This is a genomic window from Pseudomonas sp. CFII68, from assembly GCF_000416195.1.
GTDB classification, from domain to species: Bacteria; Pseudomonadota; Gammaproteobacteria; order Pseudomonadales; family Pseudomonadaceae; genus Aquipseudomonas; species Aquipseudomonas kilonensis.
Genome location: NZ_ATLN01000045.1, coordinates 1 through 22,548, shown reverse-complemented (window position 1 = coordinate 22,548; position 22,548 = coordinate 1). Strand labels below are relative to the sequence as shown.

General features: G+C 61.6%; 23 protein-coding genes. 12 read left to right on the top strand and 11 right to left on the bottom strand.

All coding sequences use genetic code 11. The features are described 5' to 3' along the window. Positions 1-48 precede the first annotated feature (48 nt). Entirely contained in the window at positions 49-852 is an 804-nt protein-coding gene (locus CFII68_RS18650) for a SirB1 family protein (RefSeq protein WP_018604212.1), read from the top strand. 142 nt (positions 853-994) lie between these two features. On the opposite strand, the gene maiA is transcribed toward CFII68_RS18650, so the two are convergent. From maiA to hmgA, 3 genes are read right to left on the bottom strand one after another with little or no spacing between them, the layout of a single operon-like run. Further along, positions 995-1,633 carry a maleylacetoacetate isomerase gene (maiA, locus tag CFII68_RS18655; protein WP_018604210.1) on the bottom strand — a complete coding sequence of 213 codons (639 nt, stop codon included), beginning with the start codon at positions 1,631-1,633 and terminating at the stop codon, positions 995-997. 10 nt (positions 1,634-1,643) lie between these two features. Beyond that, positions 1,644-2,948 carry a fumarylacetoacetase gene (gene fahA, locus CFII68_RS18660; protein ID WP_018604208.1) on the bottom strand — a complete coding sequence of 435 codons (1,305 nt, stop codon included), beginning with the start codon at positions 2,946-2,948 and terminating at the stop codon, positions 1,644-1,646. 3 nt (positions 2,949-2,951) lie between these two features. Beyond that, positions 2,952-4,256 (bottom strand): homogentisate 1,2-dioxygenase, encoded by a 1,305-nt coding sequence (gene hmgA, locus CFII68_RS18665; protein WP_018604206.1) that lies wholly within the window; start codon positions 4,254-4,256, stop codon positions 2,952-2,954. Between the two features lie 151 nt (positions 4,257-4,407). On the opposite strand from hmgA, the gene CFII68_RS18670 reads away from it, so the two are divergent. Then, the gene (locus CFII68_RS18670; protein WP_018604204.1) at positions 4,408-5,205 is read left to right on the top strand and encodes an IclR family transcriptional regulator; all 798 of its coding nucleotides are present in this window, start codon (positions 4,408-4,410) and stop codon (positions 5,203-5,205) included. Positions 5,206-5,267: 62 nt separating this feature from the next. Here CFII68_RS18670 and CFII68_RS18675 read toward each other — a convergent pair whose 3' ends face one another. The 3 genes from CFII68_RS18675 to CFII68_RS18685 all read right to left on the bottom strand — a co-directional run bounded on the left by CFII68_RS18675 (position 5,268) and on the right by CFII68_RS18685 (position 11,315). Further along, positions 5,268-7,817 carry a LuxR C-terminal-related transcriptional regulator gene (locus CFII68_RS18675; protein ID WP_018604202.1) on the bottom strand — a complete coding sequence of 850 codons (2,550 nt, stop codon included), beginning with the start codon at positions 7,815-7,817 and terminating at the stop codon, positions 5,268-5,270. A 299-nt stretch (positions 7,818-8,116) separates the two neighbouring features. After that, complete coding sequence (locus CFII68_RS18680; protein ID WP_018604199.1) at positions 8,117-9,484, bottom strand: DUF1329 domain-containing protein; 1,368 nt, start codon at positions 9,482-9,484, stop codon at positions 8,117-8,119. A 22-nt stretch (positions 9,485-9,506) separates the two neighbouring features. Then, the gene (locus tag CFII68_RS18685; RefSeq protein ID WP_033062544.1) at positions 9,507-11,315 is read right to left on the bottom strand and encodes a DUF1302 domain-containing protein; all 1,809 of its coding nucleotides are present in this window, start codon (positions 11,313-11,315) and stop codon (positions 9,507-9,509) included. A gap of 439 nt (positions 11,316-11,754) precedes the next feature. Between CFII68_RS18685 and CFII68_RS27860 the strand changes: the two genes are divergently transcribed. Further along, positions 11,755-11,997, top strand: a complete 243-nt coding sequence (locus CFII68_RS27860; RefSeq protein ID WP_256211712.1) for a hypothetical protein — start codon at positions 11,755-11,757, stop codon at positions 11,995-11,997. A gap of 3 nt (positions 11,998-12,000) precedes the next feature. On the opposite strand, the gene CFII68_RS18695 is transcribed toward CFII68_RS27860, so the two are convergent. The 4 genes from CFII68_RS18695 to CFII68_RS18710 all read right to left on the bottom strand — a co-directional run bounded on the left by CFII68_RS18695 (position 12,001) and on the right by CFII68_RS18710 (position 15,551). Then, positions 12,001-12,912: an SDR family oxidoreductase gene (locus tag CFII68_RS18695; protein ID WP_018604193.1), complete on the bottom strand. Its 912-nt coding sequence runs from the start codon at positions 12,910-12,912 to the stop codon at positions 12,001-12,003. A gap of 362 nt (positions 12,913-13,274) precedes the next feature. Beyond that, positions 13,275-14,177, bottom strand: a complete 903-nt coding sequence (locus CFII68_RS18700; protein WP_018604192.1) for an alpha/beta fold hydrolase — start codon at positions 14,175-14,177, stop codon at positions 13,275-13,277. After that, on the bottom strand, positions 14,177-14,959 hold the full coding sequence (locus tag CFII68_RS18705; RefSeq protein ID WP_018604190.1) for a class II aldolase/adducin family protein: 783 nt from the start codon (positions 14,957-14,959) through the stop codon (positions 14,177-14,179). Before CFII68_RS18705 ends, CFII68_RS18700 begins: the two co-directional genes overlap by 1 nt. A 136-nt stretch (positions 14,960-15,095) precedes the next feature. After that, complete coding sequence (locus CFII68_RS18710) at positions 15,096-15,551, bottom strand: flavodoxin (RefSeq protein ID WP_018604188.1); 456 nt, start codon at positions 15,549-15,551, stop codon at positions 15,096-15,098. Positions 15,552-15,704: 153 nt separating this feature from the next. Between CFII68_RS18710 and CFII68_RS18715 the strand changes: the two genes are divergently transcribed. Then, positions 15,705-16,178, top strand: coding sequence for a PAS domain-containing protein (locus CFII68_RS18715; protein ID WP_018604186.1), 474 nt, complete (start codon positions 15,705-15,707; stop codon positions 16,176-16,178). A 54-nt stretch (positions 16,179-16,232) separates the two neighbouring features. Next, the gene (locus CFII68_RS18720) at positions 16,233-16,838 is read left to right on the top strand and encodes a hypothetical protein (RefSeq protein ID WP_018604184.1); all 606 of its coding nucleotides are present in this window, start codon (positions 16,233-16,235) and stop codon (positions 16,836-16,838) included. On the opposite strand, the gene CFII68_RS18725 is transcribed toward CFII68_RS18720, so the two are convergent. Continuing rightward, positions 16,835-17,794, bottom strand: a complete 960-nt coding sequence (locus CFII68_RS18725; RefSeq protein ID WP_018604182.1) for a MerR family transcriptional regulator — start codon at positions 17,792-17,794, stop codon at positions 16,835-16,837. The two genes, CFII68_RS18720 and CFII68_RS18725, sit on opposite strands and share 4 nt — an antisense overlap. 220 nt (positions 17,795-18,014) lie before the next feature. Between CFII68_RS18725 and CFII68_RS18730 the strand changes: the two genes are divergently transcribed. The 7 genes from CFII68_RS18730 to CFII68_RS18760 form a co-directional block, all read left to right on the top strand. Beyond that, a complete protein-coding gene (locus tag CFII68_RS18730; RefSeq protein WP_018604180.1) occupies positions 18,015-18,584 on the top strand; it encodes an antibiotic biosynthesis monooxygenase in 570 nt (189 codons plus the stop codon). 211 nt (positions 18,585-18,795) lie between these two features. Next, a complete protein-coding gene (gene folM / locus CFII68_RS18735) occupies positions 18,796-19,506 on the top strand; it encodes a dihydromonapterin reductase (RefSeq protein WP_018604177.1) in 711 nt (236 codons plus the stop codon). A gap of 20 nt (positions 19,507-19,526) precedes the next feature. Then, on the top strand, positions 19,527-20,087 hold the full coding sequence (folE, locus tag CFII68_RS18740) for a GTP cyclohydrolase I FolE (RefSeq protein ID WP_003205453.1): 561 nt from the start codon (positions 19,527-19,529) through the stop codon (positions 20,085-20,087). Next, entirely contained in the window at positions 20,088-20,468 is a 381-nt protein-coding gene (gene folX, locus CFII68_RS18745) for a dihydroneopterin triphosphate 2'-epimerase (RefSeq protein WP_014340149.1), read from the top strand. Positions 20,469-20,565: 97 nt separating this feature from the next. Further along, positions 20,566-20,862 carry a DUF1244 domain-containing protein gene (locus tag CFII68_RS18750; protein WP_003205454.1) on the top strand — a complete coding sequence of 99 codons (297 nt, stop codon included), beginning with the start codon at positions 20,566-20,568 and terminating at the stop codon, positions 20,860-20,862. Further along, positions 20,855-21,193 (top strand): HopJ type III effector protein, encoded by a 339-nt coding sequence (locus CFII68_RS18755; protein ID WP_018604145.1) that lies wholly within the window; start codon positions 20,855-20,857, stop codon positions 21,191-21,193. Before CFII68_RS18750 ends, CFII68_RS18755 begins: the two co-directional genes overlap by 8 nt. 272 nt (positions 21,194-21,465) lie before the next feature. Continuing rightward, positions 21,466-22,548: aspartate aminotransferase family protein (locus tag CFII68_RS18760; RefSeq protein WP_018604143.1), on the top strand; the 1,083-nt coding region annotated here is incomplete at its 3' end.

The window sequence follows — 22,548 nt, the reverse complement described above, 5'->3', positions numbered from 1 at the left end:
CGAAAATCCATGGCAGGGCTAAAACGGGAGCATAGCCCGGAGAGTTTGATGAAACCGCGCCAAGCCTTTTTTGATTGTCTGCACCGCTCGCCACCGGCGCTGTTCGAAGCGGCGCTGTGGATCGCTGCCGAACATGATCGCGAGGTCGACGTACCGGCCTTGCTGAAGGATTTCAAGGAGCTGCAACAGCGGGTCAGCCATGGCCTGCCGATGCTGCCAGTCAGCGAACTGGGCCAGCCCTTGCTGCGGCGACTCAATGACTTGGGCTTCGCCCAGGACGACTTCACACCTCTACGGCCGCAAGCGGCGCTGCTGGACAAAGTCCTGGCACGCAAACGCGGGCAACCCCTGGCCCTCGGCCTGATTGCCCTGGAACTGGCCCGAGGCCTGGAAATTCCGATGGTCGGTGTCAATTTCCCCGGGCATTTCCTGTTGAAGGTACCCGGCGCCGATCACCTGCTCGATCCGTGCGGTGGCCGGCGGTTGTACCCCAATGACTGCCGGGAACTGCTACAGCGCCAATACGGCGCGAACATGCCGCTCAAGGCTGAGCACCTGGTCAACGCCGAGCCGATGCAGATGCTGCAACGCCTGTCGCGCAACCTGCGTCAATTGCATCTGGCGAACGACGATTACATCGCGGCCCTGATCGACGCCGAACGGGTGCTGGAACTGGGCAACGCCAGCGCCGCCGACTACCTGGCCCGCGCCAGCCTGTATCAACGACTCGATTGCCCCAACGCCGAACGCTTCGACCTGGAGCATGCCCTGATGCTCAGCGACGATCCGATCCAGCGAATCCGGCTGACGGAGCGGCTGGGGCATTTGCCGCCGAATTCGGTGGTGCATTGAGTGGTCGTAAGGCTGCACATCTTTGTCGACGGTTGAATCGCCTTCGCGAGCAAGCCCGCTCCCACACATTTGATCGGCGTACACCCGAATCAATGTGGGAGCGGGCTTGCTCGCGAAGACGGCAGACCAGCCAACATCAATATCAAGCAGGGGTATCCGGCTGCTTCGCCGGATGCGCCTGTTGGAATGCCGCATGCCCAGCCGCCAAGGCCGCGACGCGACGGATCCGCGGATATGCCAGCAACGAAACATTGAACCGCTCGGCCGCGTACAACTGCGGGATCAGGTACACATCCGCCAGCCCCGGCACTGCACCGAAGCAATAGCCGTCGTCGCCAATCAACTGCTCCACCGCCGCCAATCCCTGGCTGATCCAGTGCCCGATCCACTCCGTCACCTGCGTTTCATCGTGGCCCCACTGCCGCAGCTTGTTGAGCACGCTGACGTTGTGCAGGGGGTGAATATCACAACCGATCAGCGCGGCGACGCCACGCTCATGGGCGCGCACCGCCAGGTCGGCGCTGAGCAGCGGCACCTGTGGATAACGTTCTTCCAGGTATTCGATGATGGCGGGCGATTGCACCAGCAGCGCACCCTCATCGGTACGCAACGCCGGTACCCGGCCCTGGGGGTTGATCGCCAGGTAGGCCGGCTGGTGATGCTCGCCCCCAGGCGCAGCGATCAGGTTGACGGGCAAGGCTTGGTAATCCAGGCCCTTGAGCGCCAACGCAATGCGTACCCGGTAGGACGAGGTGGAGCGGTAGTAGGTATAGAGTTCCATGCGCTGCCCCTCAACGCGCCGGCAGAATCTTGCCCCGGCACTCGCCGAAGCCGATGGACGCGAAACCCTCGCGGCGGCAGCGGGCTCGCAAGATGATTTCGTCACCGTCCTCGAGGAATCGGCGCACTTCGCCAGACGCCAGTTCGATCGGCTTTTTACCGCCTTCGGTGATTTCCAGCAGGCTACCGAATTGATGGTTTTCAGGGCCCGACAAGGTGCCCGAGCCAAACAGGTCGCCGGCCTGCAACTGGCAACCGTTGACGCTGTGGTGCGCAACCATTTGCGCCACGGTCCAGTACATGTACTGGGTGTTGCTCAGGGTCAGGCGCTGGGCCGGCAGGTTTTGCTCGCCCATGGCCTCGGTCAGCAACAGGACTTCCAGTTCGATGTCGAAGGCACCGCCGGCCTGGTCACGCTTGTCCAGCAGATACGGCAGCGGTTGCGGATCGCCTTGCGGGCGCGCCGGTTGCGGGCGGCGGAACGGCTCCAGGGCTTCAGCCGTCACCACCCATGGCGAAATACTGGTCAGGAAACTCTTCGACAGAAATGGTCCCAAGGGCTGGTATTCCCACGCCTGGATATCTCGGGCCGACCAGTCGTTGAGCAGGCAGAACCCGCCGATGTGCTCGGCGGCATCGCCGATGGGGATCGGTTCGCCCAGGGCATTGCCCTTGCCGATCCAGATGCCCAGCTCCAGCTCATAGTCCAGCCGCGCACACGGGCCGAAGGTCGGCTCGGTCTGGCCGGCCGGCAGGGTCTGGCCCTTGGGGCGGCGCACGTCGGTGCCAGACGGGCGAATGGTCGAGGCGCGACCGTGGTAACCGATGGGGACGTATTTGTAGTTGGGCAGCAACGGATTGTCGGGGCGGAACAGCTTGCCAACATTCTGCGCGTGCTCGATACCGACGTAGAAGTCGGTGTAGTCGTTGATCCTGGCCGGCAAGTGCATTTGGCAGTCGGCAGCGAGGAGCAGCAATTTCGCGCCCTGGGCTTCTACCTTGCCACGCAGGGAGCTGTCCTCGCGCAGCAGTTCCAGCAGTCGTTCACGCAGGGCAACCCGGGCGCCTCGGCCCAGGTCGAAAAACCCATTCAACTGGCCGTCGGCCATGGCTTCGACAGCTTGGCGTGCCGCGCCGTCAAACAAGCCCGCGTGCAGCGCCGCCTGCAGATCGAAAATCCGCTCGCCAATCGCCACGCCGCTGCGCAGGGCACCGCCATCGACACTGAAGATACCCAATGGCAGGTTCTGCAACGGAAAGTCCGCATGGCCGTTGGCACAGGCGACCCAGCTACGGGCAGGGGAAAGTTGAGTCATGGGTTATCTCCGGGTCGGGTCGAACGTGACAGGCAGCGAGGCCCAACAAGCATCGTAGTCGGTTTGCAGCTGCGGGCAGTCCAGGGCGAAACGGCTGGGACGCAGCACCTGGCTGGTCTCGAACATGAACGCCATGGTGTTGTCGATTTTCGCTGGTTGAAGTTCAGCGTTGATTGCCTTGGTACAGGTCTCGCCGTCCGGGCCATGGGCACTCATGCAGCTGTGCAAGGACGCGCCGCCCGGCAGGAAACCTTCGGCCTTGGCATCGTAGGCACCCTGGATCAGGCCCATGAATTCGTTCATCAGGTTGCGGTGGAACCACGGTGGACGGAAGGTGTTCTCTGCCACCATCCAGCGAGGCGGGAAAATCACGAAATCGAGGTTGGCCAGGCCGTGGACGCTGGTGGGCGAGGTCAATACGGTGAAAATCGACGGGTCCGGGTGATCGAAGCTGACCGTGCCAAGGGTGTTGAAACGGCGCAGATCATATTTATACGGCACGTTGTTGCCGTGCCAGGCCACCACGTCGAGGGGCGAATGATCCAGCTCGCAACCCCACAACTCACCGAGAAATTTCTGCACCAGCGGGGTCGGTTGCGCGAGGTTCTCGTAATGGGCGACCGGCGTCAGGAAGTCCCGCGGGTTCGCCAGGCCATTGCTGCCGATGGGCCCGAGGTCCGGCAGGCGCAGCGGCGCGCCATGGTTTTCGGCGAGGTAACCACGGGCCTGCGGGTCGAGCAGTTCAATGCGAAATTTCAGGCCCCGGGGCAGCACGACGATTTCCAGCGGTGCCAGTTCCAGCACGCCCAACTCGGTGGTGATCCGCAGCCGTCCCAGTTGCGGCACGATCAGCCATTCACCGTCGGCATTGAAAAATACCCGCTCCATGGAGCGGTTGGCCCGGTACTGATAAAGGCTGATGCCGGCCGGTTTGTCCGCGCCGGCATTGGCCGCCATGCACACCAGCCCGTCGATGAAATCGGTGGGCTCGGCGGGGATCTCCAGCGGGTTCCAACGCAGGCGATTGGGTGTGACGTCGCCCAACGGGCCACCCGCCAGTTGCCGTTCAAGCTTGGTGAAGGCCGGGTGATTGGCCGACGGCCGGATGCGATACATCCAGGTACGCCGCGCTTCACTGCGGGCCATGGTGAACGCCGTGCCAGAGAACAACTCGGCATAGAGGCCGTACGGGGCTTTCTGCGGCGAGTTCTGGCCGACGGGCAGTGCGCCGGGTAAAGCTTCGCTGGCAAATTCGTTGCCCAAGCCTGATTGGTAAGCCAGGTCCGACGCTGGGGAATCGAGGTTCATGGAGCCTCCAGGAATGCGGCCCGTCACTCAACGGAGTGGTTGAGGCGCACCGGGTTATTTTTATCGTAATTCGATTACGCATAACGTAATTTGCTCGACAGCGACCGTCAAGCTATAAAGACGCCCATTCGCCTCTGGACCCTGCGCCTTTATGGAAACCCCGCTCAGCAACGGTAAACAGAAAGTCCGCTCGGCCGAAGTCGGCACCGACATCCTCAAGGCCCTGGCCGAACTGTCGCCCTCCACGTCGCTGTCGCGGCTGGCCGAACACGTGCAAATGCCGGCGAGCAAGGTTCATCGGTATCTGCAGGCCTTGATCGCCAGTGGGTTTGCCGAGCAGAACGCCGCCACCAACCACTACGGCCTGGGCCGCGAGGCCCTGCGCGTAGGCCTGGCAGCGCTCAACGGCATGGACGTGCTGCAAGTGGCCGCCCTGCCCCTGGCCGAATTGCGCGACGACTTGAACGAAACCTGCTTCCTGGCGGTGTGGGGCAACCATGGCGCGACCGTGGTGCGCATCGAACCCGCCGTGCGGGCCGTGACCGTGGTGACGCAACTGGGCTCGGTATTGCCACTGCTCAGTTCGTCCACTGGGCTGGTGTTCAGCGCTTATCTGCCGGCGCGCGAGACCATCGGCTTGCGCGAGCAGGAAGTACAAGGCACCGAGCGCCACGCTCTGGCCGACGACCACGTCTATGCCGCCCTGTGCGAGCAGATTCGCAGTCGCGGCCTGCACCATGTGCATGGTTTGCTGATGCCGGGCGTGGATGCCTTGTCCGCTCCGGTCTTCAATGCCGTCGGCGAGGTGAAAGCGGTGATGACCATCGTTGGTCCGACCTCGCTGTTCCACGCCGACGAAAACGGCCCGGCGGCGCAACGCCTGTTGGCGGCGACCCGGGCCGTGAGTTGGCGGATGGGGTATGAAGCGAGTCCGGGATCAGCCCAGTAAATCTGGGACAATCCTGATCACTAGATCATTGAGATGAGGGTGATCAGTTGCCGATGGGGACATTAGCCCATCACCCCCATGACCTTGGCTTTTGCCACCGCCTGCGTACGCCGCTGGACGCCCAACTTGCTGTGGATTCGCCGCGAATGGGTTTTCACCGTGTGCAACGATATGAACAGTTTTTCGGCAATCTGTTGGTTTGAATGACCTTGCGCAATCAGCTCCAGGACTTCCAGTTCGCGATGACTGAGCAAGGTGTCCTCGGCGCTGGCAGGTAGCTCGACCGGCTCTGCCGATTGTGCCCCGCGCACCAGCTCGGGCTGGCGCAAGCGCAGCTCGCACAAGGCTTGCTGGGCCCGCCAGCAAGTGACTCGCTTGAGCCCCTCTTGCAGGAGTGTCCGGGCCTGGGAACGATCGCCGGACAACCAGACAACCTCCGTCAATACCAGATGCAGTTCGGTTTCCAAGCTGTGCATTTCACTCTGCTGTGCCCGGTCGATCATGGCTTGCAGGCGCGCCTGCGGATCCTGTGCCCGTTGCAGGTAGACCTCGGCCAGCACCAGCAGGTATTCAAGCCGCGCAATCAACTCCAGGGTCGCGGGAGGTGCGTGCTTGGCCTGCGGTCCGTGAAAATGGCGCAGGACGCGGATCAAGGCCTCATGGGCCAGTTCCGCCCGCCCCTGTTGCAACCAGAACTGGCAACTGGTTTGCAACAACACGCCACGGTAGACGGTGTCGGGGATGTGCCGCTGCTGCATGATCCGCTCGGCATCGCGCAATTGCATGAAAGCCTCGCCATAGTCGCCCTGGTTGGCCGCCAGGCTGGCCTTGCCGAGAAAGCCATAGAGCACCTGTTTGTCCTGGCTGTGCAGGCCCGTTTCCAGGCCCGTTTGAAACTGCTCGGCGGCCCGTTCCTCGAAGCCCATGCGCAATGCCAGGCGCCCGCGCCGCAGGGCAATACGTCCCAACAACGGGGAAAAATCCTGGCCCGGTTTATCCAGCAGCGCCTGAACGGCGGCCAGCAGATGATCCGCTCGGTGAGGCGCGCCACGTTGTTCCAGGACTTGGGCGTGGTCCAGTTCCAGCAACCCTTCGAATACCAGCGAGCCTTGCGCACGCGCCAGGCACAGTGCCTGGCGGTTGATCCGATGCGCAGAAGCCAGTTCGCCTGCAAGCAGCGCCTGCTGCGTCAGCCCTCCCAGGCACAGCACCCTTTGGGCCCAGGCGTCGGGGTCCAGACTGGCCTGGGCCTGGAGGAAATGCTCGCGCGCCAGTTCACCATCACCCGAGAGGTGCGACAACCAGCCCTGCAAGACCAGCCACCTGGCCAGCACCTGTCGCTGCCGGCAGGCCGAAGGCTGCGGCATGAACCGGGCCAGTTGCTCAATGCATGTCGATGCCGCGTCGAAGCGCCCGGCGAACAACAGCGCAGCGGTGACCAACCCCACCGATTGCGGCGTACCGAGGCTCAACGCTTCGCCTTGTTGATCGTGCAAGCCCAGCAACAGCACCACGTTGCGGCGCTGCAAGACGTGCTCGAAGCTCAGATGCTGCAAGAAACTCACGGCAGTCTCGAACTCCTCGGCCAACATGGCTTGCTCGAACGCCATTTGCCAGTCCTGCTCGGCAGCAAACCACTGACAGGCCCGTCGATGCCAGGAACGCCCCTGCGACCAGGGCTCTTCGCGTACCAGTCGGGCCAGGGCCGGGAAGATCTGCAACCAGTCCGTGGTCTGTTCCCACGGCTCGATGAAACACCCCAGCTCCAGCAACAACGGCAGGCATTGCGCGCCCACGGTGTCGCCGAACAGGTGCTCACACAACCGGGCATTGAAGCGCGGCAGATGCGCCAGCACACGCCAGGCCTGCGCCAGATCCGGGGTCAGGGTGCTGAACAGTTCGTACTCCAAGTAGTCGAGCAAGGTCCCCGGTCGTCCTGGCGTCGCCTGACTGCGCGCCCATTCGCAGCGCGAAAGCAAGGTGATGCGCACCCCGGCACACCAGCCACCGTTGCGCTGAATCACCTCGCGGGCGGTGCGGGCAGCCTGGGGGCCGGGCAGATGACGAAGCAGTGGCTGGATATCGTCAGGGGTGAAGAACAACGCCTGCGCATCAAACTCGTGCAGCTCGTCATCAAGCAACAGCCGCGGCCAGTTGCAGTGGGGACGGCGGCGGCCATTCAACCACAGGTGCAACGCCGGACTGCTGGTGTTCAACAGACGGTCGAGCAACTGGTCCAGTTCGGGATTCGGCGCCCGGCAGTAATCATCCAGGAACAACCATGTGGGGGTTTGCAAACGCGCCAGGTGGGCCAGCAGTCCCGCTTCGTCCTGCAGGGGCAGCCCGAGGGTCTGCGCCAGCTGCTCGCACATTTGCGCCGCGCTCAACGCCGCGCCCCCCAATGGCAACCAATGCAGCCGACAGTCGCTGGGGGCCTGCAGGAAGCACTCGGCGAACAACGCACTCTTGCCACTGCCCGCGGGCGCGCAGAGCAGTTTTACCCGCGCTTCGGACGTCAGCAGCGGCTCGCTCAGGGACCGCCGCGGCAGATGCGTCGAGGACAGGCGCGGCAGCAATCCTGGACGGTCCGGACACGGAGTCATGGCGGTCATGGGGGAAGATCCTGTTTATTGTTATCTCACCACCCTAGTCCTGTGTCGCCGAGCTTTGGAGAAGTATTCAGCGCGCTGATTGGCGCCCATAAAAAAACGACCGGCAGGAGCGCTGCCGGTCGATCACGATGATCAAATCAGACACAACCTTGTGGGGAAAGGATTCACTGTGGGAGCAAGGCTTGCCCGCGATGAACGATAACGCGGTTCAGCTTTCAGACCGCGGTGTGGCCATCGCGGGCAAGCCTTGCTCCCACAGATAAATCCCTTCGCCACAGTTATCTTTCCAACAGTCAGACTTATCGAACCCCCTCCGAACGCAGCGCCGCCGGCGTGTAGTCGGCTGCCTTGGCTTCGAAACCGTATTGGTAGCTGTGTTTCTCTTCGTTCTTCATCCCCAGCGCGATGTAGCGGCCGGCGATGATGTCGTAGAGCGCCTCGAGGGTGTAGCCCGGGTTCTGATGGTCGTAGTAGAACTGGGCATGACCTTCGGCCACGCGCCACAGTTGGCCGCGACCGTCGTAGTGATCCACCAGCGCCGCCTGCCAGCTGTCCTCGTCGAAGTACATGTGGCGCTTGGCATAGATGTGCCGCTCGCTGGGCTTGACCGTACCTTCCACTTCCCAGACGCGGTGCAACTCATAACGGGTCAGGTCCTGGTTGATGTGGCCGGCCTTGATCACATCGTCGTACTTGAGGCTTGGCGAATCGAGCTTGTAGCTGTTGTACGGGATGTACATTTCCTTCTTGCCGATCAGCTTCCAGTCGTAACGGTCCGGCGCGCCGGAAAACAGGTCGAAGTTGTCGGAGGTGCGCAACCCGTCGGCGGCGGTGCCCGGGCCGTCGTAGGCCACTTGCGGGGCGCGACGCACACGGCGTTGGCCGGCGTTGTAGATCCAGGCCAGGCGCGGTTCCTTCACTTGGTCGAGGGTCTCATGCACCAGCAGCACGTTACCGGCCAGGCGCGCCGGGGCAGTGACCGACTGCTTGAAATAGGTCAGCACGTTGCTGGCCTTTTCCGGGTCGGCATCCTTGATCAGGAACGGCACGGCGATTTCTTCTTCGAAGCGGATCGGCGTGAAGCTGCCATTGGTCTGCGGCGTGACCTGGGTGATGACCCGGCGCAGGTTGCCACCGTGATAACGGGTGACGTGGTTCCACAGCACTTCCACGCCGTTCTTGGGGATCGGGAAAGCGTAGTAGCGGTTGCCGGTAAAATTCGACAGGCCGTTACCGTCATTGATGGACGTCACGTTGAGGGCGCTGCGCTTGGCCGACTCGTAGATTTCCGGCGGCAGGCCGACGCTGCGATGGGTCGGGTAGACCGGGATCTTATAGGTTTCCGGGTAGCGCTTGAACATCGCGACCTGGCCTTCGGACAGCTTGTCCTTGTACTTGTCCACAGTCGCGGCGGTGATGGTGAACAACGGTTTTTCATTGGCGAATGGGTCGGCCAAAAAGCCCTTGCTGTCCACGGCCCCGGCGTTTTTTGCAATGCCGCCGGTCCAGGCCGGAATCGAGCCATCGGCATTGCCGGCTTTTTCCGCGCCCAACGGCGTCAGGCTGGTGCCCAGTTTGTTCGCTTCATCCGGCGAGACTGCCGCCATCACGTTCACGGCCAGCAGGCTCAAGGCCAGGGCACCGCATTGCAGGATCATCTTGCGCATTGGGTTTTCCTTGTCAGCCAGATCAGAAGTTCACGCCGAAGCTCAACGCGAGAAAGTCGCGGTCTTCGAGAACGTTGTAATCGCCGCCAAAAAAGTCGGTGTAGCTGAGGCTGGCGGTGTAGGTGTTGCGGTAATCGGCATCGACACCGAGGCTGACGGCCTTGGCGCCTTCGTTGAACAGGCCGTTGGGGCCATAGCCGGCCACGTCATGGGACCAGGACACGTTGGGCTTGAAGTTCACCCCGCCGATCACGTTGGAATAATCGAGAATCGCCCGGGCGCGATAGCCCCAGGACGTCGAGGTGACGAAGCCATCGGTGTCGCCATTGAACCCGTACTGGCCGTAGACCGAATCGCGGCCGTAACGCAGCTTGTCCTTCGATTCCAAACCGCCGACGTGCACCACCGCCGCCTCGCCGACCAGGGTCAGGCGATCGGCGCCCAGTACCTGATCGAAGAAGTGCGTCAGGGTGCTCTGGACCTGGGTGATTTCCTTGCGGCGGTAGCCGGTGTTATCCGCCCCGGCCGAGGTCGCGATGGGTGAAGCCGCGCCACCGGCAATCGGGTTAAGCAGCGCCAGGGTCAGGTCGTTGGTATTGACCTGCACCGGTGCGTTGGGGCGGTAGCTGACTTCGCCGGTCCACGCGGTACCGGTGGGCAACGTCGTGGAGAAACTGGCGCCGTACAGGCGAATGTCCTCGGGGTACTCGAGGTAGTACTGACCGCGTCCCAGCATCACGCTTTGCGCCAGGCCCGCACCGCTGCCGGGGGCAAGTCCTTCGGCAATCGGGATCATACCCCCTGGCCCCAGGTTCCCAAGCACGGCCAGCGTAGAGGCGTCTGCCGTGGTGGTGCCGACAGTAGGCGTGCGGCTGTGATAGTTCATGAAGTACAAACCGTACTCGGTGTCATCGCCGAGCCAGCGCAACGCCGTGCCCCACTGGCCGGAATCACGGGCGTCACGGTCGCCGCTGCGAGCAATGACAACGCCTTCGTCATTCACCTCAATGCCCTGGCCAAAGGCCTGAGTCAATGGCACGAACGGCGCGATCGCCGGGCTGCCCACGGTGTAGCCACTGGTGCAACCATCGGCCACCACGTCATTGCCGAAGAACGTACCGCAGTTATCAACAACCGTCTGGTCCCACTCCAGTTGGTAGAACCCTTCGATGGTCAGCTTGTCAGTCAAACCCTGGGAGGCGAACAGCATGTTCACCGGGATCAGGCCTTCCTTGATCTCCGCACCGGGGCGACGGAACGCGGACACGTCCACCGGGTTGATGCTGTTGATGGAATTGCCGATGAAGGTACTTTCCCCCCAACTGACCACCTGCTTACCGGCGCGCACAGTGCCCGGCAAATCGGCGATGGAATAGTTGTGATAGACGAAGGCATCGAGAATCTGCGCCCCCGAGGACTTGGCGCCTTCCTTGCGATTGCTGTCGCTGATGTCCTTGAACGGACGGCTCTCGTCCTTGAGTTCGAAGTCATACCAGTACTTGCCGCGCACGAACACGCCGGTATCGCCGTACTTGAGTTCGAGGTCGTGCAGGCCCTTGAAGATTTTGGAAAAGGTCTCGCCTTTCTTGAAGTTCTGCCGCCCATCGTCACCGGTGGAGGACTGGCCCGTACCGCCGTTGACCGTGCCGATCAGGTCCTTGTCCGCGTCGCGCATGCCCCAGCTCGCGCCCACGGACAGCGACGAATCGAACTGACCCTCGATCTCGCCAATGTTGAATGAAACGGCCTGCGCCTGGGCACAGCAACCCAAGGCCACCGCAACGGCCAGCGCCTGCGGCTTGAAGATGGCGCGCATTGTTATTGTTGTCATGCGTCTTCCCCGGTGAGTGACAGAAGCTTCACCCTACTGCCGCACGCCATGGGCGATAAGCGCACCAAGGAGGTATTCGCGCTGTACCTAAAAAGGATTACTGCCCATGCGGGGCGGGCCTCTGCGTCGAGCATCGACGGACTGGATGATGGGTTATCAGCCGCGCGCATATTCATCACAGCCCTCGCGACTGTTGCGGCCCCCGTAACGGTGCATGTCCGAATCCAGGCTGTTTCCCGAAGCACTCGATCCTTATGCTGGCGGGGCTTTCAGGGCAACGGGCCTGCAAGCCCAAGCCGCCACGGCATCCCTCACGCCTGGCGCACCGTCCTTCGGATGGATTGGCGCATCGATCCATCATCCCGTGTTGACCGACGTTGATTTGTAGCTCCTTTGCAACGTCATGTTTAGGCCGCTGCTTTTTGCAGCGGCCTTTTTTATGCGGACAAAAACAGTGCGCCTGGCATTCGGGGATGAGCAGTTGGGGGAATCGACGCAACCTGAACGAGACTTCGACCGCATTGAAATCGTCGACCTCGTCACTGATTCCCAAGGGCACTTCCGCCCGGCGAGATATGACGGTGTGATGGGTATCGAGACCGCCGAGAACCCGGCGGCCCTGGCGAAAGTATTGTCCATGAGCACGGTTGCCGCGGCTGACGGCAACCGACCCGGGCAGTGAGGTCTAGATGGCGTGGCGTTGCAGGTTCGCCATCATTTCTTTCAAGGCTTCCAGGTTGTCGTTCGGGTGCACCGCATCCTCGAAGTCGCAGATCTGCTGCCAACGGGCGGCGACGTCTTCGGGCGAAAACCCTTTGCGCGGATCAAAGCCCGCCCCCAGGCTGCGCTCCCAGCGCACCTTGCCCATCCAGCCGCCGCCCACTTCGAACAGGCCGGAGGTTTCCTGGCAATTCTCACTGGCCAGGTACACCACCAGCGGGCTGACGAGTTCGGGCTTGAGTTGTTCGAACACCTGCGGCGGGATCAGGCCTTCGGTCATGCGCGTGCCGCCGGTGGGGGCGATGGCATTGACCAGGATGTTGTTCTTGCGGCCTTCGATAGCCAGGGTCCGAGTCAAACCATAGAGGCCGAGCTTGGCCATGCCGTAGTTGGATTGGCCGAAGTTGCCGTAGATGCCCGAGGTGGAAGCGGTGAAGATCACCCGCCCGTAGTTTTGCTCGCGCAAGTGCGGCCATGCGGCCCGGGTCACCTTGTAGGCGCCCTCGACGTGGACGCGGTAGACCAGGTCCCAATCGGCGTCGTCCATTTTGTGGAACGTCTTGTCCCGCAGGATCCCGGCGTTGTTGACCACCACATCGACGCGACCAAACGCGTCGAGGGCGTTTTGTACCAGCTTGTCGCCATCGGTCACCGAGTCGTGGTTGGCCTCGGCGATGCCGCCCGCCTCGCGGATTTCGGCGACCACCCGGTCTGCTGCCGAGGCGTTGGCCCCTTCCCCTTGAGCCGAGCCGCCAAGGTCGTTGACCAGCACTTTCGCACCTTGCCTGGCGAACAGCAGCGCATGGGCGCGTCCCAGGCCTCCGCCGGCCCCCGTGACGATCACGACTTTATCTTCGAAGCGCACAGACTCACTCATGGCAGAACTCCAGCAGGCGGACAGGACAATGGGCACGAGTGTCCGGCACAAGTCGGCCGGTCACAATCAACACGGTTGCAAGTGAATAGTGACCGATAAGGTGAGGGGATGATGCAGGCCCAGGCCACAGCGGCATATTCGATGTTCCTGCTGGCAGAGGCACCGCTATCGCGAGCAGGCTCGCTCCCACAAGGGATTTGCAGTGGAATGCAATCTCGTAAACACCCGAAAAACTGTGGGAGCGGGCTTGCTCGCGAAAGCGGTCTTTCAGTCAGGATAGATGCTGGATGTGCTGACGCCTTCGCGAGCAAGCCCGCTCCCACACAAACCCGCTCCCACAGGTCTGCTGCAATGCCAAGTCGTCATGAACAGGCCATTTGTCTGTGCGGTGCGGCGATGGCTTCGCGAAACGCCAGGTAATGCTTGAGCACCTGCACGGGTGCCTCGATGTGCGGGTAATGACCGATGTCGGGCAACAACACCGTGTCAGGGTTTGGGATCAGGGCCTCGTAGCGCGCCACCATGTGTTCACCGGAAATCGGGTCGAGCGCGCCGTCGATCACCCGCAACGGCACGTCGCCGCGCTGCATCGCCTGCACCCAGCGATCACGCTGCACACGGCGTTCGGGAATATAGGCGATGAGCTTGTGCATGATCCTCGGACCGTGATGGGCTTGCACCAGGCTCCAGAAATCATCCAACTCGCTTTCAGTGGGGGTGGTCCTGGGGCCGAAAATCTGCCGAAAGCTGCTGACCAGGCTTTCCCGGGAGAACGCCCGCCCCAACAGCCACCCCAGAGGGCTGAGCAAGAGTTTCTGGACCCAGACCGGGCGGTGGGTTTCCGGGAACAGGCCGCCATTGAGAAAGACACAACTGGCGAGGTGGATGCGCGCTTCGTAATGCCGTGCGAGCAGCTCCTGGGCCACGCTGTCGCCGTAATCGTGGGCCAACACATGCAGCGCGCCCCGCACATTCAGGTGCGCGAGCAAGGCCTGTTGCAGATCGGCTTGCTCCAGCAGGCTGTAGACGTGATCCGTCGGTTTGGCGGAGTCACCGAAACCGAGCATGTCACACGCGATCACCCGGTAGCGTTGCGCCAGCGGTTGCCACAGGTAATGCCAATCCCAGCTGGCGGTGGGAAAACCGTGGATCAGCAGCAGCGGCTCACCCTGCCCGGCCACCCAGTAACGAATGGCATGGCCACGGAACATGAAGATCTGGCTGCGCTGGCGCCAGATACGCAGGGGAATCTGGGCCAGGGCCATCAACTTCTATACCCGGCATCTTGTTGATCGAGCTTGCGCAATAACGCCGGCCAGGCCAACGCGCCACCCATGCCCTGGGCGCTTTTGGTCACCCCGGCGATCATCGCCCGGGCGCCAGCCAGGATCTGCGGCTCGATGGCAATCAGTTCGGCCCCGCCGCTCTGCGCCAGGACCTGAATGTCACAGGCCCGCTGAAAGGTGAACATCATCAGGAAGGTATCGGCGATGGTCCCGCCGCAGGTCAGCAAGCCATGGTTGTGCAGCATCAGGAAGTTGCTCTCGCCCAGGTCCGCCTGCAAGCGAGCCTTTTCTTCGTGATTCAAGGCCACCCCTTCGTAGGCGTGATAAGCCAGGCTCGACAGCACGAAGAGCGATTGCTGGCTGATCGGCAGCACCCCCTGCTTCTGGGCCGATACCGCCACGCCAGCAGCGGTGTGGGTGTGCAGCACACAGGCCACATCATGGCGCACCTCATGCACCGCGCTGTGGATGGTGTAGCCGGCCGGGTTGATCTCGTAGGGGCTGTCCATCAATTTGTTGCCGGCCTGATCGACCTTGACCAGGCTCGAGGCGGTGATTTCATGGAACATCATCCCGAACGGGTTGATCAGGAAATCCTCGGTACCGGGAACCTTTGCGGAAATATGGGTGAAGATCAGGTCATCCCAACCATGCAGCGCGACAAGCCGATAACAGGCGGCAAGGTCCACCCGGGTTTGCCATTCGGCCGCACTGACCTGATCCTTGATGCTGAGTATCGTTTGGACGGGCGCTACGCTCACGGCTCTGACCTCTGGTTTCTTGTTATATGTCTCGATCGAAACGTCGTACGCAAGAAAATCAGTCTAGTCAGCTCTTTAAGAGGCGGTAGTTGCGTTGGCAGCCAGCTTACTGGCCGAACGAGTCAGCGCACCCGCTTCAAGCGCGCAATGTGTCGATCAACTCAGCGAGCCATGGCTCGGCGTCGGTTTCCGGCGTGACACTTTCGCTGGCATCCAGGCGCAGCATCGGCAGCACCTCGCGTACGCCCAATTCGACGAACAGTTCGCACATCTGCTCGCCGCCGGCGCAGAAGGTATCCCCATAACTGGCGTCGCCCAGGCCGATCACCGCGCCAGGCAAACCACGAAAGAACCCCGGCAATTGGTCGCGGATGATCGAATACAACGGCATCAGATTGTCCGGCAACTCACCCATGCCGGTGGTGGAAGTCACTGCCAGCACGGCCTCTGGGGCGAATGCCTGCACATCCGCCAGGGTCGCACGCGGGTCGTGCCAGGCGTCGAAACCTGCCTCGCGAAGCAGTTTGGCGGCGTGCCGGGCGACTTCTTCGGCGGTGCCATACACCGAGCCGGAAAGAATGGCGACTTTCATCAATCTGATCCTGAACCTGAAAAAAGAGCCGGGATAGTAACAGTTGCACCTGTCAGGCTGCGAATGGCTCTCAACGGCCCTAATGGCCAGTGGACAGTCTATCGATTTCTTTTAGAATGCTGCTTCTACAAGGATGTTCAAAGGGTTCTCCCCATGATCAACGCTCAACTGATGCAACTGGTCATCAATGCTTCGAACGACGGGATTGTCATCGCCGAAAAAGAAGGTGAAGACAATATCCTGATCTACGTGAACCCGGCCTTCGAACGATTGACCGGTTATCACCGCGACGAAATCCTCTATCAGGATTGCCGGTTCCTGCAATCGGGTGATCGGGACCAGCCCTCGCTGGAGCCGATTCGCAAAGCCTTGCAAGAGGGCGGTACCTGTCGTGAGGTGCTGCGCAATTACCGCAAGGACGGCACGCCGTTCTGGAATGAGTTGTCACTGTCCACGGTAAAAAACCAGGCTGACGGACATACCTATTTCGTGGGTGTGCAAAAAGACGTCACAACCCAGGTCAAGGCTCAACAACGCGTCGCACAGCTGGAAAAGGAGCTGGCCGACGCGCGGGAGACAATTGCCCGGCTCGAAGCGACGAACGGTTCAAACAAAACCACGAATTAATGGTCAGTCACTACAATCACCAGTGAACACGTAAATTATTATTTCGAGCAGATCATGCAGCGCGATGCCCTTCTGACGCAGGATGAACTGGATTTCATCCGAACCATGCAACACAACCCGCAGCTGAACGAGCGGGATGTCACGTCGAGCTTGCTGGTAAACGGTGGGTCGCAGATCCGTGACTTGCTGACACGTCTGGCGGCAAATGAGCAGGTTACGCTGCAAGCCAATTTCGAAAACCAGCAAATGACCTTTCCGCTGCATCTGGTGGAAGACGAATTCCATGCGATGCACCTGCGCTTGGGTGTACCAAGCATCTACGAGGACGGACCGAAGATACGCCCATGGCGTCTGGCGCTCGAAGAGCCGGTGGCGCTGGAAAATATCAAGGGTCAGCCGGGACCGCTGTGGGTCCACGAAGTCTCCTGCAAGGGCGTATTGCTGGAAAACCGCAGTCGGACCAAACCGCCAAAGCAGTTTGCCTTGTGGTTCAGCCCATCAGGCTACGAGAGAATTTCGTTGCGAGGCACCTTCGAACGGGAAACCGATCGCGGCCTGTTTGCCTACCACCTGAGCCAGAATGACCAGGACGAGACGGAGCGCCTGCGCCAGTACATCCTGCAGCAACATCGCCTGACCCATCCTTCCATGCATCTCTAGGTGTCGAGGTTGCCTGCCAGAAATTGACACAGGCGCTGGCGCATCACCGTTCCTTCATTGCCCAGGCAGCCGATTGACGAGCTAGCCAGGCTTTCCTGCGCCAAGTCGGATGCTTCACCGGCCAGCATCACCGGACAGTCCAGGCTCATCGCCAATTTGCCCAGGCGCTTGGGCAAATCCGGGAGCGGCGCATGATTGGAAACCAGCACCAATGCCACCGGCTGGATCTTCTGGCACACCAGGGTCAGCTCGTTGAATGGCAGGCCGATCGACAGCGCCCTGACGCCCACATCCGCCTTGGAGAGGAACAGCGCCGCGACCAGCAACTCCAGCTCACGGCATTGGCCGGCAATGGCACAGACCAGGACACGCGGCGCCCCAGCTTCGCGCTTGAGCAAAAGCCGCTGGATGATGCGCGAACGCAGGAACCCATCGAAAAACACCCATTCGCTGATTTGCCCGAACTCTGGCTGGCGATACAGCATTTGTCGCCAGAGCGGCATCAGGATGTCCTGGAATACGACCGGCACGGTGTAAGTGGAAAAGACCTGCCCGTAGACGCGATCCAGCTCCACATCGTCAAAGGTGCTAACCGCGTCCGCCACCTGTTGTTGCCAGCGGGCGTGATCGGCCCTGACCAGATCGGATGAGATCAGCGTGGAAACCGGTTGCACCGACTCGGTCTTCGCCAGGATCTTTCCCACTTTGCTGACGGCCACCCCGCGCTCTATCCAAGCCAGAATGCTGCGCACTTTTTCAATATCGCCCAACGAGTACAGGCGATGCCCGCTTTCGGTGCGGGTAGGTTGGATCAAACCGTAGCGCCGCTCCCAGGCACGCAGGGTCACGGGGTTAACGCCGGTCATGCGCGCGACTTCGCGAATGGGAAACAGGTCTTCCCGCTTCAAGGCACCTGATGCCTGGAAAACGAAGCCATCCTCTGTGATTACACTCATTTTGGCAGACAATTCCGGCTGGCAAATTGGATCCTAGTTTACCCCTCCCAGGACATGTCATGACAAGGATAAACGTACTCGATGTGCGGTTTTGTTGTTTTACGCACAATCAGGAATAATCCTTGCCTGTTTTTTGGCGACCAGACGCTACCCACCACCCCGGGGCGTCCCCAGCGAACCTCCTACCCGGAGTGCCGCGCCTGTCTTACGGAGATACATAATGTCTACCTCACCCGTCACTTTGATGGTTGCCCGCCGCGTTGCCAATGGACGTTATCAGGACCTGATCGCCTGGTTGCGCGAAGGCGAACAACTGGCAACCGACTTTCCTGGCTACCTGGGTTCCGGCGTGCTCGCTCCACCGCCCGAGGACGATGAATTCCAGATCATCTTCCGTTTTGCCGACGAGCAGACGCTGCACGCCTGGGAACACTCGGCCTCCCGCACGGCCTGGCTGGGACGGGGCAGCGATCTGTTTGCCCATCCCTCCGAACACCGGGTGCGTGGCATCGATGGCTGGTTCGGCGCAGTCGGTCAGCGTCCGCCACGTTGGAAACAGGCCGTGGCCATCTGGCTGGCGTTTTTTCCCGTCTCGCTGTTGTTCAATTTCCTGTTGGGGCCGCTGCTGAGCGAACTGGGCCTGTTGAGCCGGGTGTTCATCAGCACGCTGATCCTGACGCCACTGATGGTCTATCTGTTTATCCCGATGTCGACCCATCTGCTGGCGAACTGGCTCAACGGCGCGCCACAGCGGACGTTGCCGGCCAAGCCTTTCACACAGAATCGGTGATGCTGCCAGCCTTGGCAGCGGTTTCTGTGGGAGCGAGCCTGCTCGCGATAGCGGTGTGTCAGGCGATATTTGTGTTGGCTGACCCAGCACATCGCGAGCAGGCTCGCTCCCACAGTGGAATACGGCGATATATCCGCTGGATTAGCCATCAATAGGTACACACTACCCGTCGCTGTTATAGTTTTGCTCTTGCCGTGAACCGAGCCGTCCTATGTCCAGCGCCACCGCTCCGATCCTGATCACTGGCGCAGCCCAGCGCGTCGGCCTGCATTGCGCCCGGCGATTGCTGGAAGACGGACAACCGGTGATCGCGACCTATCGAAGCGAACGCCCAGGCGTGCAAACGTTGCGAGACCTGGGCGCGGTCATGCTGTTTGCCGACTTCTCCAGCGAAGCGGGGATCCTGGCCTTTATCGAACAACTCAAGCAGCACACCGACCGGCTGCGGGCCATCGTGCACAACGCCTCGGCCTGGCTGGCCGAGGGCCCGGGCAGCGAAGCGGCGGCCTTCAACGCCATGTTCGGCGTGCACATGCTTGCGCCTTACCTGATCAACCTGCACGGCGCCGAGCTGCTGCAGCGTTCAACTCCGGCGGATATCGTGCACATCAGCGATGACGTGACCCGCAAGGGCAGCGCCCGGCATATCGCCTATTGCGCCACCAAGGCCGGCCTGGAAAGCCTGACCCTGTCGTTCGCGGCGAAGTTCGCCCCGGCGATCAAGGTCAACGGCATCGCCCCGGCCCTGCTACTGTTCAACCCCGAAGACGACGCGGCTTACCGCGCCAAGGCCCTGGCCAAGTCCGCGCTGGGCATCGAACCCGGCAGCGAAGTGATCTACCAGAGCCTGCGTTATCTGCTGGACAACCCTTATGTCACCGGCACGACCCTGACCGTCAACGGCGGGCGGCACGTCAAATAGCCTTGTTTCGAGGATGCACCATGACGCTATCCCTGCCCCAGAACTACCGCGAAATCCTTATAGGCCTGGGGGAAAACCCCGAGCGCGAGGGTCTGCTCGATACCCCGGTCCGTGCCGCCAAGGCCATGCAGTACCTCTGCCATGGCTATGAACAAAGCGTCGAGCAGATCGTCAATGGCGCGCTGTTCGCCTCTGACAGCGATGAAATGGTGATCGTCGCCGACATCGAACTCTATTCACTCTGCGAACATCACCTGTTGCCCTTCATCGGCAAGGCCCATGTGGCTTATATTCCTACGGGCAAGGTCCTGGGGCTGTCGAAGATCGCCCGGCTGGTGGACATGTTCGCCCGCCGCCTGCAAATCCAGGAGAACCTGACCCGGCAAATCGCTGACGCGGTGCAGCAGGTCACCCAGGCCGCCGGCGTGGCGGTGGTGATCGAGGCCCAGCACATGTGCATGATGATGCGCGGTGTCGAAAAACAGAACTCGACCATGAACACCTCGGTGATGCTCGGCGCCTTTCGCGACTCCAGCACCACGCGCCAGGAGTTCCTGCAATTGATTCGACGGAGCAATTAAATGCCACAACTTCAGCCAGCCATGGCACGCATCAAGGTCAAGGACCTGCGCCTACGCACCTTCATCGGCATCAACGAGGATGAAATCCTCAACAAGCAGGATGTGTTGATCAACCTGACCATCCTCTACGCCGCCCAGGAAGCGGTGCGCGACAACGACATCGACCACGCGCTGAACTACCGCACCATCACCAAGGCGATCATCGCCCACGTGGAAGGCAACCGCTTCGCCCTGCTCGAACGCCTGACCCAGGAATTGCTCGACCTGGTCATGGCCAACGAATCGGTGCTGTACGCCGAAGTCGAAGTCGACAAACCCCACGCCTTGCGATTTGCCGAGTCGGTGTCGATTACCCTTGCGGCAAGCCGGGCGGCTTCGTAGCCGCTACTGGCTTCAAGCGGTAAACTTCAAGCCTGATCAACGCCATCCAATTTGCAGCTTGAAGCTCGCCGCTTGCAGCTGCCCGTCAGGGAACACCATGAACGACCAACAACGCCTCGAACTCGAAGCCGCCGCTTTCCGTCGGCTGGTTGCCCACCTGGACAGCCGCAAGGATGTGCAGAACATCGACCTGATGAACCTCGCCGGCTTCTGCCGCAACTGCCTGTCCAAGTGGTACAAGGCCGCCGCCGATGAACGCCAGGTCGAGGTCAGCCTCGACGACGCCCGCGAAGTGGTCTACGGCATGCCGTACGCCGAGTGGAAAGCCCAATACCAGAAAGAAGCCAGCGCCGAACAACAGGCGGCGTTCGCCAAAGGAAAACCCGATGCCTGATCTCAATACCCTGCGTACCCGCCTCAAGAGTGGCGAACATGCCTTCGCCGACACCCTGGCCTTCATCGCCGCCGGTTACGACTACCAGCCCCAGGCCTTCAACAACGGTGGCGTGGAAAACGCCGCCGGGCAGAACGAAGGCTCGTGCAAGACCCTGGGCCTGGCGCTGCTCGAAGGCTTGAGCGATGAAGAAGCACTGCTGGCGTTCGGCGAACATTACCGTTCGGTGCTGACCACGCCAGAAGGCAGCGATCACGGCAATATCCGCGCGCTGATGGCCCATGGGCTGGCCGGCGTGACGTTCGAGGCACAGCCGCTGCAGCGGCGCTGATCCACAAATTCTTGCAGCCCTCTTCTGTGGCGAGGGCATTCATCTGTGGGAGCATGGCTTGCCCGCGATGGGCGCGCCGAGGTTTAACAGCCGAACCGCGTTATCGTTCATCGCGGGCAAGCCATGCTCCCACAGGTCTTCCTCCCGCAAATAAATCCTCCCGCTCCACATCCCGACTTTTAAGATTGACCCGGCAACTTTATTTCGTTTGCCGGGCCCCTCTGCTCGCGGCTTAGATAACGGAAATTTCTCCATCGTCCGAGCCGTCATCCATGAGCAGCGAAACCATCAGCCAATCGATCTCCATCGTGCATCCCGTCAGCCTCAGCCACGGCAAGAATGCCGAGGTTTGGGACATCGACGGTAAACGCTACATCGATTTCGTCGGCGGCATCGGTGTGTTGAACCTCGGCCATTGCCATCCGCACATTGTCGAGGCAATCCGTGAACAGGCCACCCGGCTGACGCACTACGCATTCAATGCCGCGCCCCACGCGCCCTACATTGAATTGATGGAACGCCTGGCGGCGTTTGTCCCGGTGGATTATCCGGTCAGCGGCATGCTCACCAACAGTGGCGCCGAAGCGGCGGAGAACGCCTTGAAGATCGTACGCGGCGCCACGGGCCGTACCGCCGTAATCGCGTTTGATGGCGCCTTTCACGGCCGCACCCTGGCGACCCTCAACCTCAACGGCAAGGTCGCGCCTTACAAGCAGAAAGTCGGCGTACTGCCCGGGCCGGTGTATCACCTGCCGTACCCCAGCCAGGACAACGGCGTCACCGGCGAAGAAGCCTTGAAGGCCATGGAGCGGCTGTTCAGCGTCGAGATCGACGTGAATGACGTCGCCTGTTTCATTGTCGAACCGGTGCAGGGCGAAGCCGGCTTCCTGGCGATGGACGTGCCCTTCGCCCAGGCCCTGCGGCAGTTCTGTGATGACAAGGGCATTGTGCTGATCATCGATGAAATCCAGTCCGGCTTCGGCCGCACCGGCCAGCGCTTTGCCTTCTCGCGACTGGGCATCGAACCGGACCTGATCCTGCTCGGTAAAAGCATCGCCGGCGGCGTGCCCTTGGGCGCGGTGGTGGGACGCAAGGCGCTGCTGGACAACCTGCCCAAGGGCGGCCTCGGCGGCACCTACTCGGGCAACCCCATCGCCTGCGCCGCCGCCCTGGCGACCCTGGATGAAATGACCGACGCCAACCTGCACGCCTGGGGCTCGCAACAGGAAGAGGCGATCGTCAGCCGCTACCAATCCTGGCGCAACCGTGGGCTGACGCCCTACCTGGGCCGCCTGACCGGCGTCGGCGCGATGCGCGGCATCGAGCTGACCCACGCCGACGGCACCCCGGCCTCG

Coding starts and splice junctions, on each gene's coding strand:
- CFII68_RS18650 (WP_018604212.1), top strand. CDS start 49: ATGAAACCGCGCCAAGCCTTTTTTGATTGTCTGCACCGCTCGCCACCG.
- maiA (WP_018604210.1), bottom strand. CDS start 1,633: ATGGAACTCTATACCTACTACCGCTCCACCTCGTCCTACCGGGTACGC.
- fahA (WP_018604208.1), bottom strand. CDS start 2,948: ATGACTCAACTTTCCCCTGCCCGTAGCTGGGTCGCCTGTGCCAACGGC.
- hmgA (WP_018604206.1), bottom strand. CDS start 4,256: ATGAACCTCGATTCCCCAGCGTCGGACCTGGCTTACCAATCAGGCTTG.
- CFII68_RS18670 (WP_018604204.1), top strand. CDS start 4,408: ATGGAAACCCCGCTCAGCAACGGTAAACAGAAAGTCCGCTCGGCCGAA.
- CFII68_RS18675 (WP_018604202.1), bottom strand. CDS start 7,817: ATGACCGCCATGACTCCGTGTCCGGACCGTCCAGGATTGCTGCCGCGC.
- CFII68_RS18680 (WP_018604199.1), bottom strand. CDS start 9,484: ATGCGCAAGATGATCCTGCAATGCGGTGCCCTGGCCTTGAGCCTGCTG.
- CFII68_RS18685 (WP_033062544.1), bottom strand. CDS start 11,315: ATGACAACAATAACAATGCGCGCCATCTTCAAGCCGCAGGCGCTGGCC.
- CFII68_RS27860 (WP_256211712.1), top strand. CDS start 11,755: ATGCGGACAAAAACAGTGCGCCTGGCATTCGGGGATGAGCAGTTGGGG.
- CFII68_RS18695 (WP_018604193.1), bottom strand. CDS start 12,912: ATGAGTGAGTCTGTGCGCTTCGAAGATAAAGTCGTGATCGTCACGGGG.
- CFII68_RS18700 (WP_018604192.1), bottom strand. CDS start 14,177: ATGGCCCTGGCCCAGATTCCCCTGCGTATCTGGCGCCAGCGCAGCCAG.
- CFII68_RS18710 (WP_018604188.1), bottom strand. CDS start 15,551: ATGAAAGTCGCCATTCTTTCCGGCTCGGTGTATGGCACCGCCGAAGAA.
- CFII68_RS18715 (WP_018604186.1), top strand. CDS start 15,705: ATGATCAACGCTCAACTGATGCAACTGGTCATCAATGCTTCGAACGAC.
- CFII68_RS18720 (WP_018604184.1), top strand. CDS start 16,233: ATGCAGCGCGATGCCCTTCTGACGCAGGATGAACTGGATTTCATCCGA.
- CFII68_RS18725 (WP_018604182.1), bottom strand. CDS start 17,794: ATGAGTGTAATCACAGAGGATGGCTTCGTTTTCCAGGCATCAGGTGCC.
- CFII68_RS18730 (WP_018604180.1), top strand. CDS start 18,015: ATGTCTACCTCACCCGTCACTTTGATGGTTGCCCGCCGCGTTGCCAAT.
- folM (WP_018604177.1), top strand. CDS start 18,796: ATGTCCAGCGCCACCGCTCCGATCCTGATCACTGGCGCAGCCCAGCGC.
- folE (WP_003205453.1), top strand. CDS start 19,527: ATGACGCTATCCCTGCCCCAGAACTACCGCGAAATCCTTATAGGCCTG.
- folX (WP_014340149.1), top strand. CDS start 20,088: ATGCCACAACTTCAGCCAGCCATGGCACGCATCAAGGTCAAGGACCTG.
- CFII68_RS18750 (WP_003205454.1), top strand. CDS start 20,566: ATGAACGACCAACAACGCCTCGAACTCGAAGCCGCCGCTTTCCGTCGG.
- CFII68_RS18755 (WP_018604145.1), top strand. CDS start 20,855: ATGCCTGATCTCAATACCCTGCGTACCCGCCTCAAGAGTGGCGAACAT.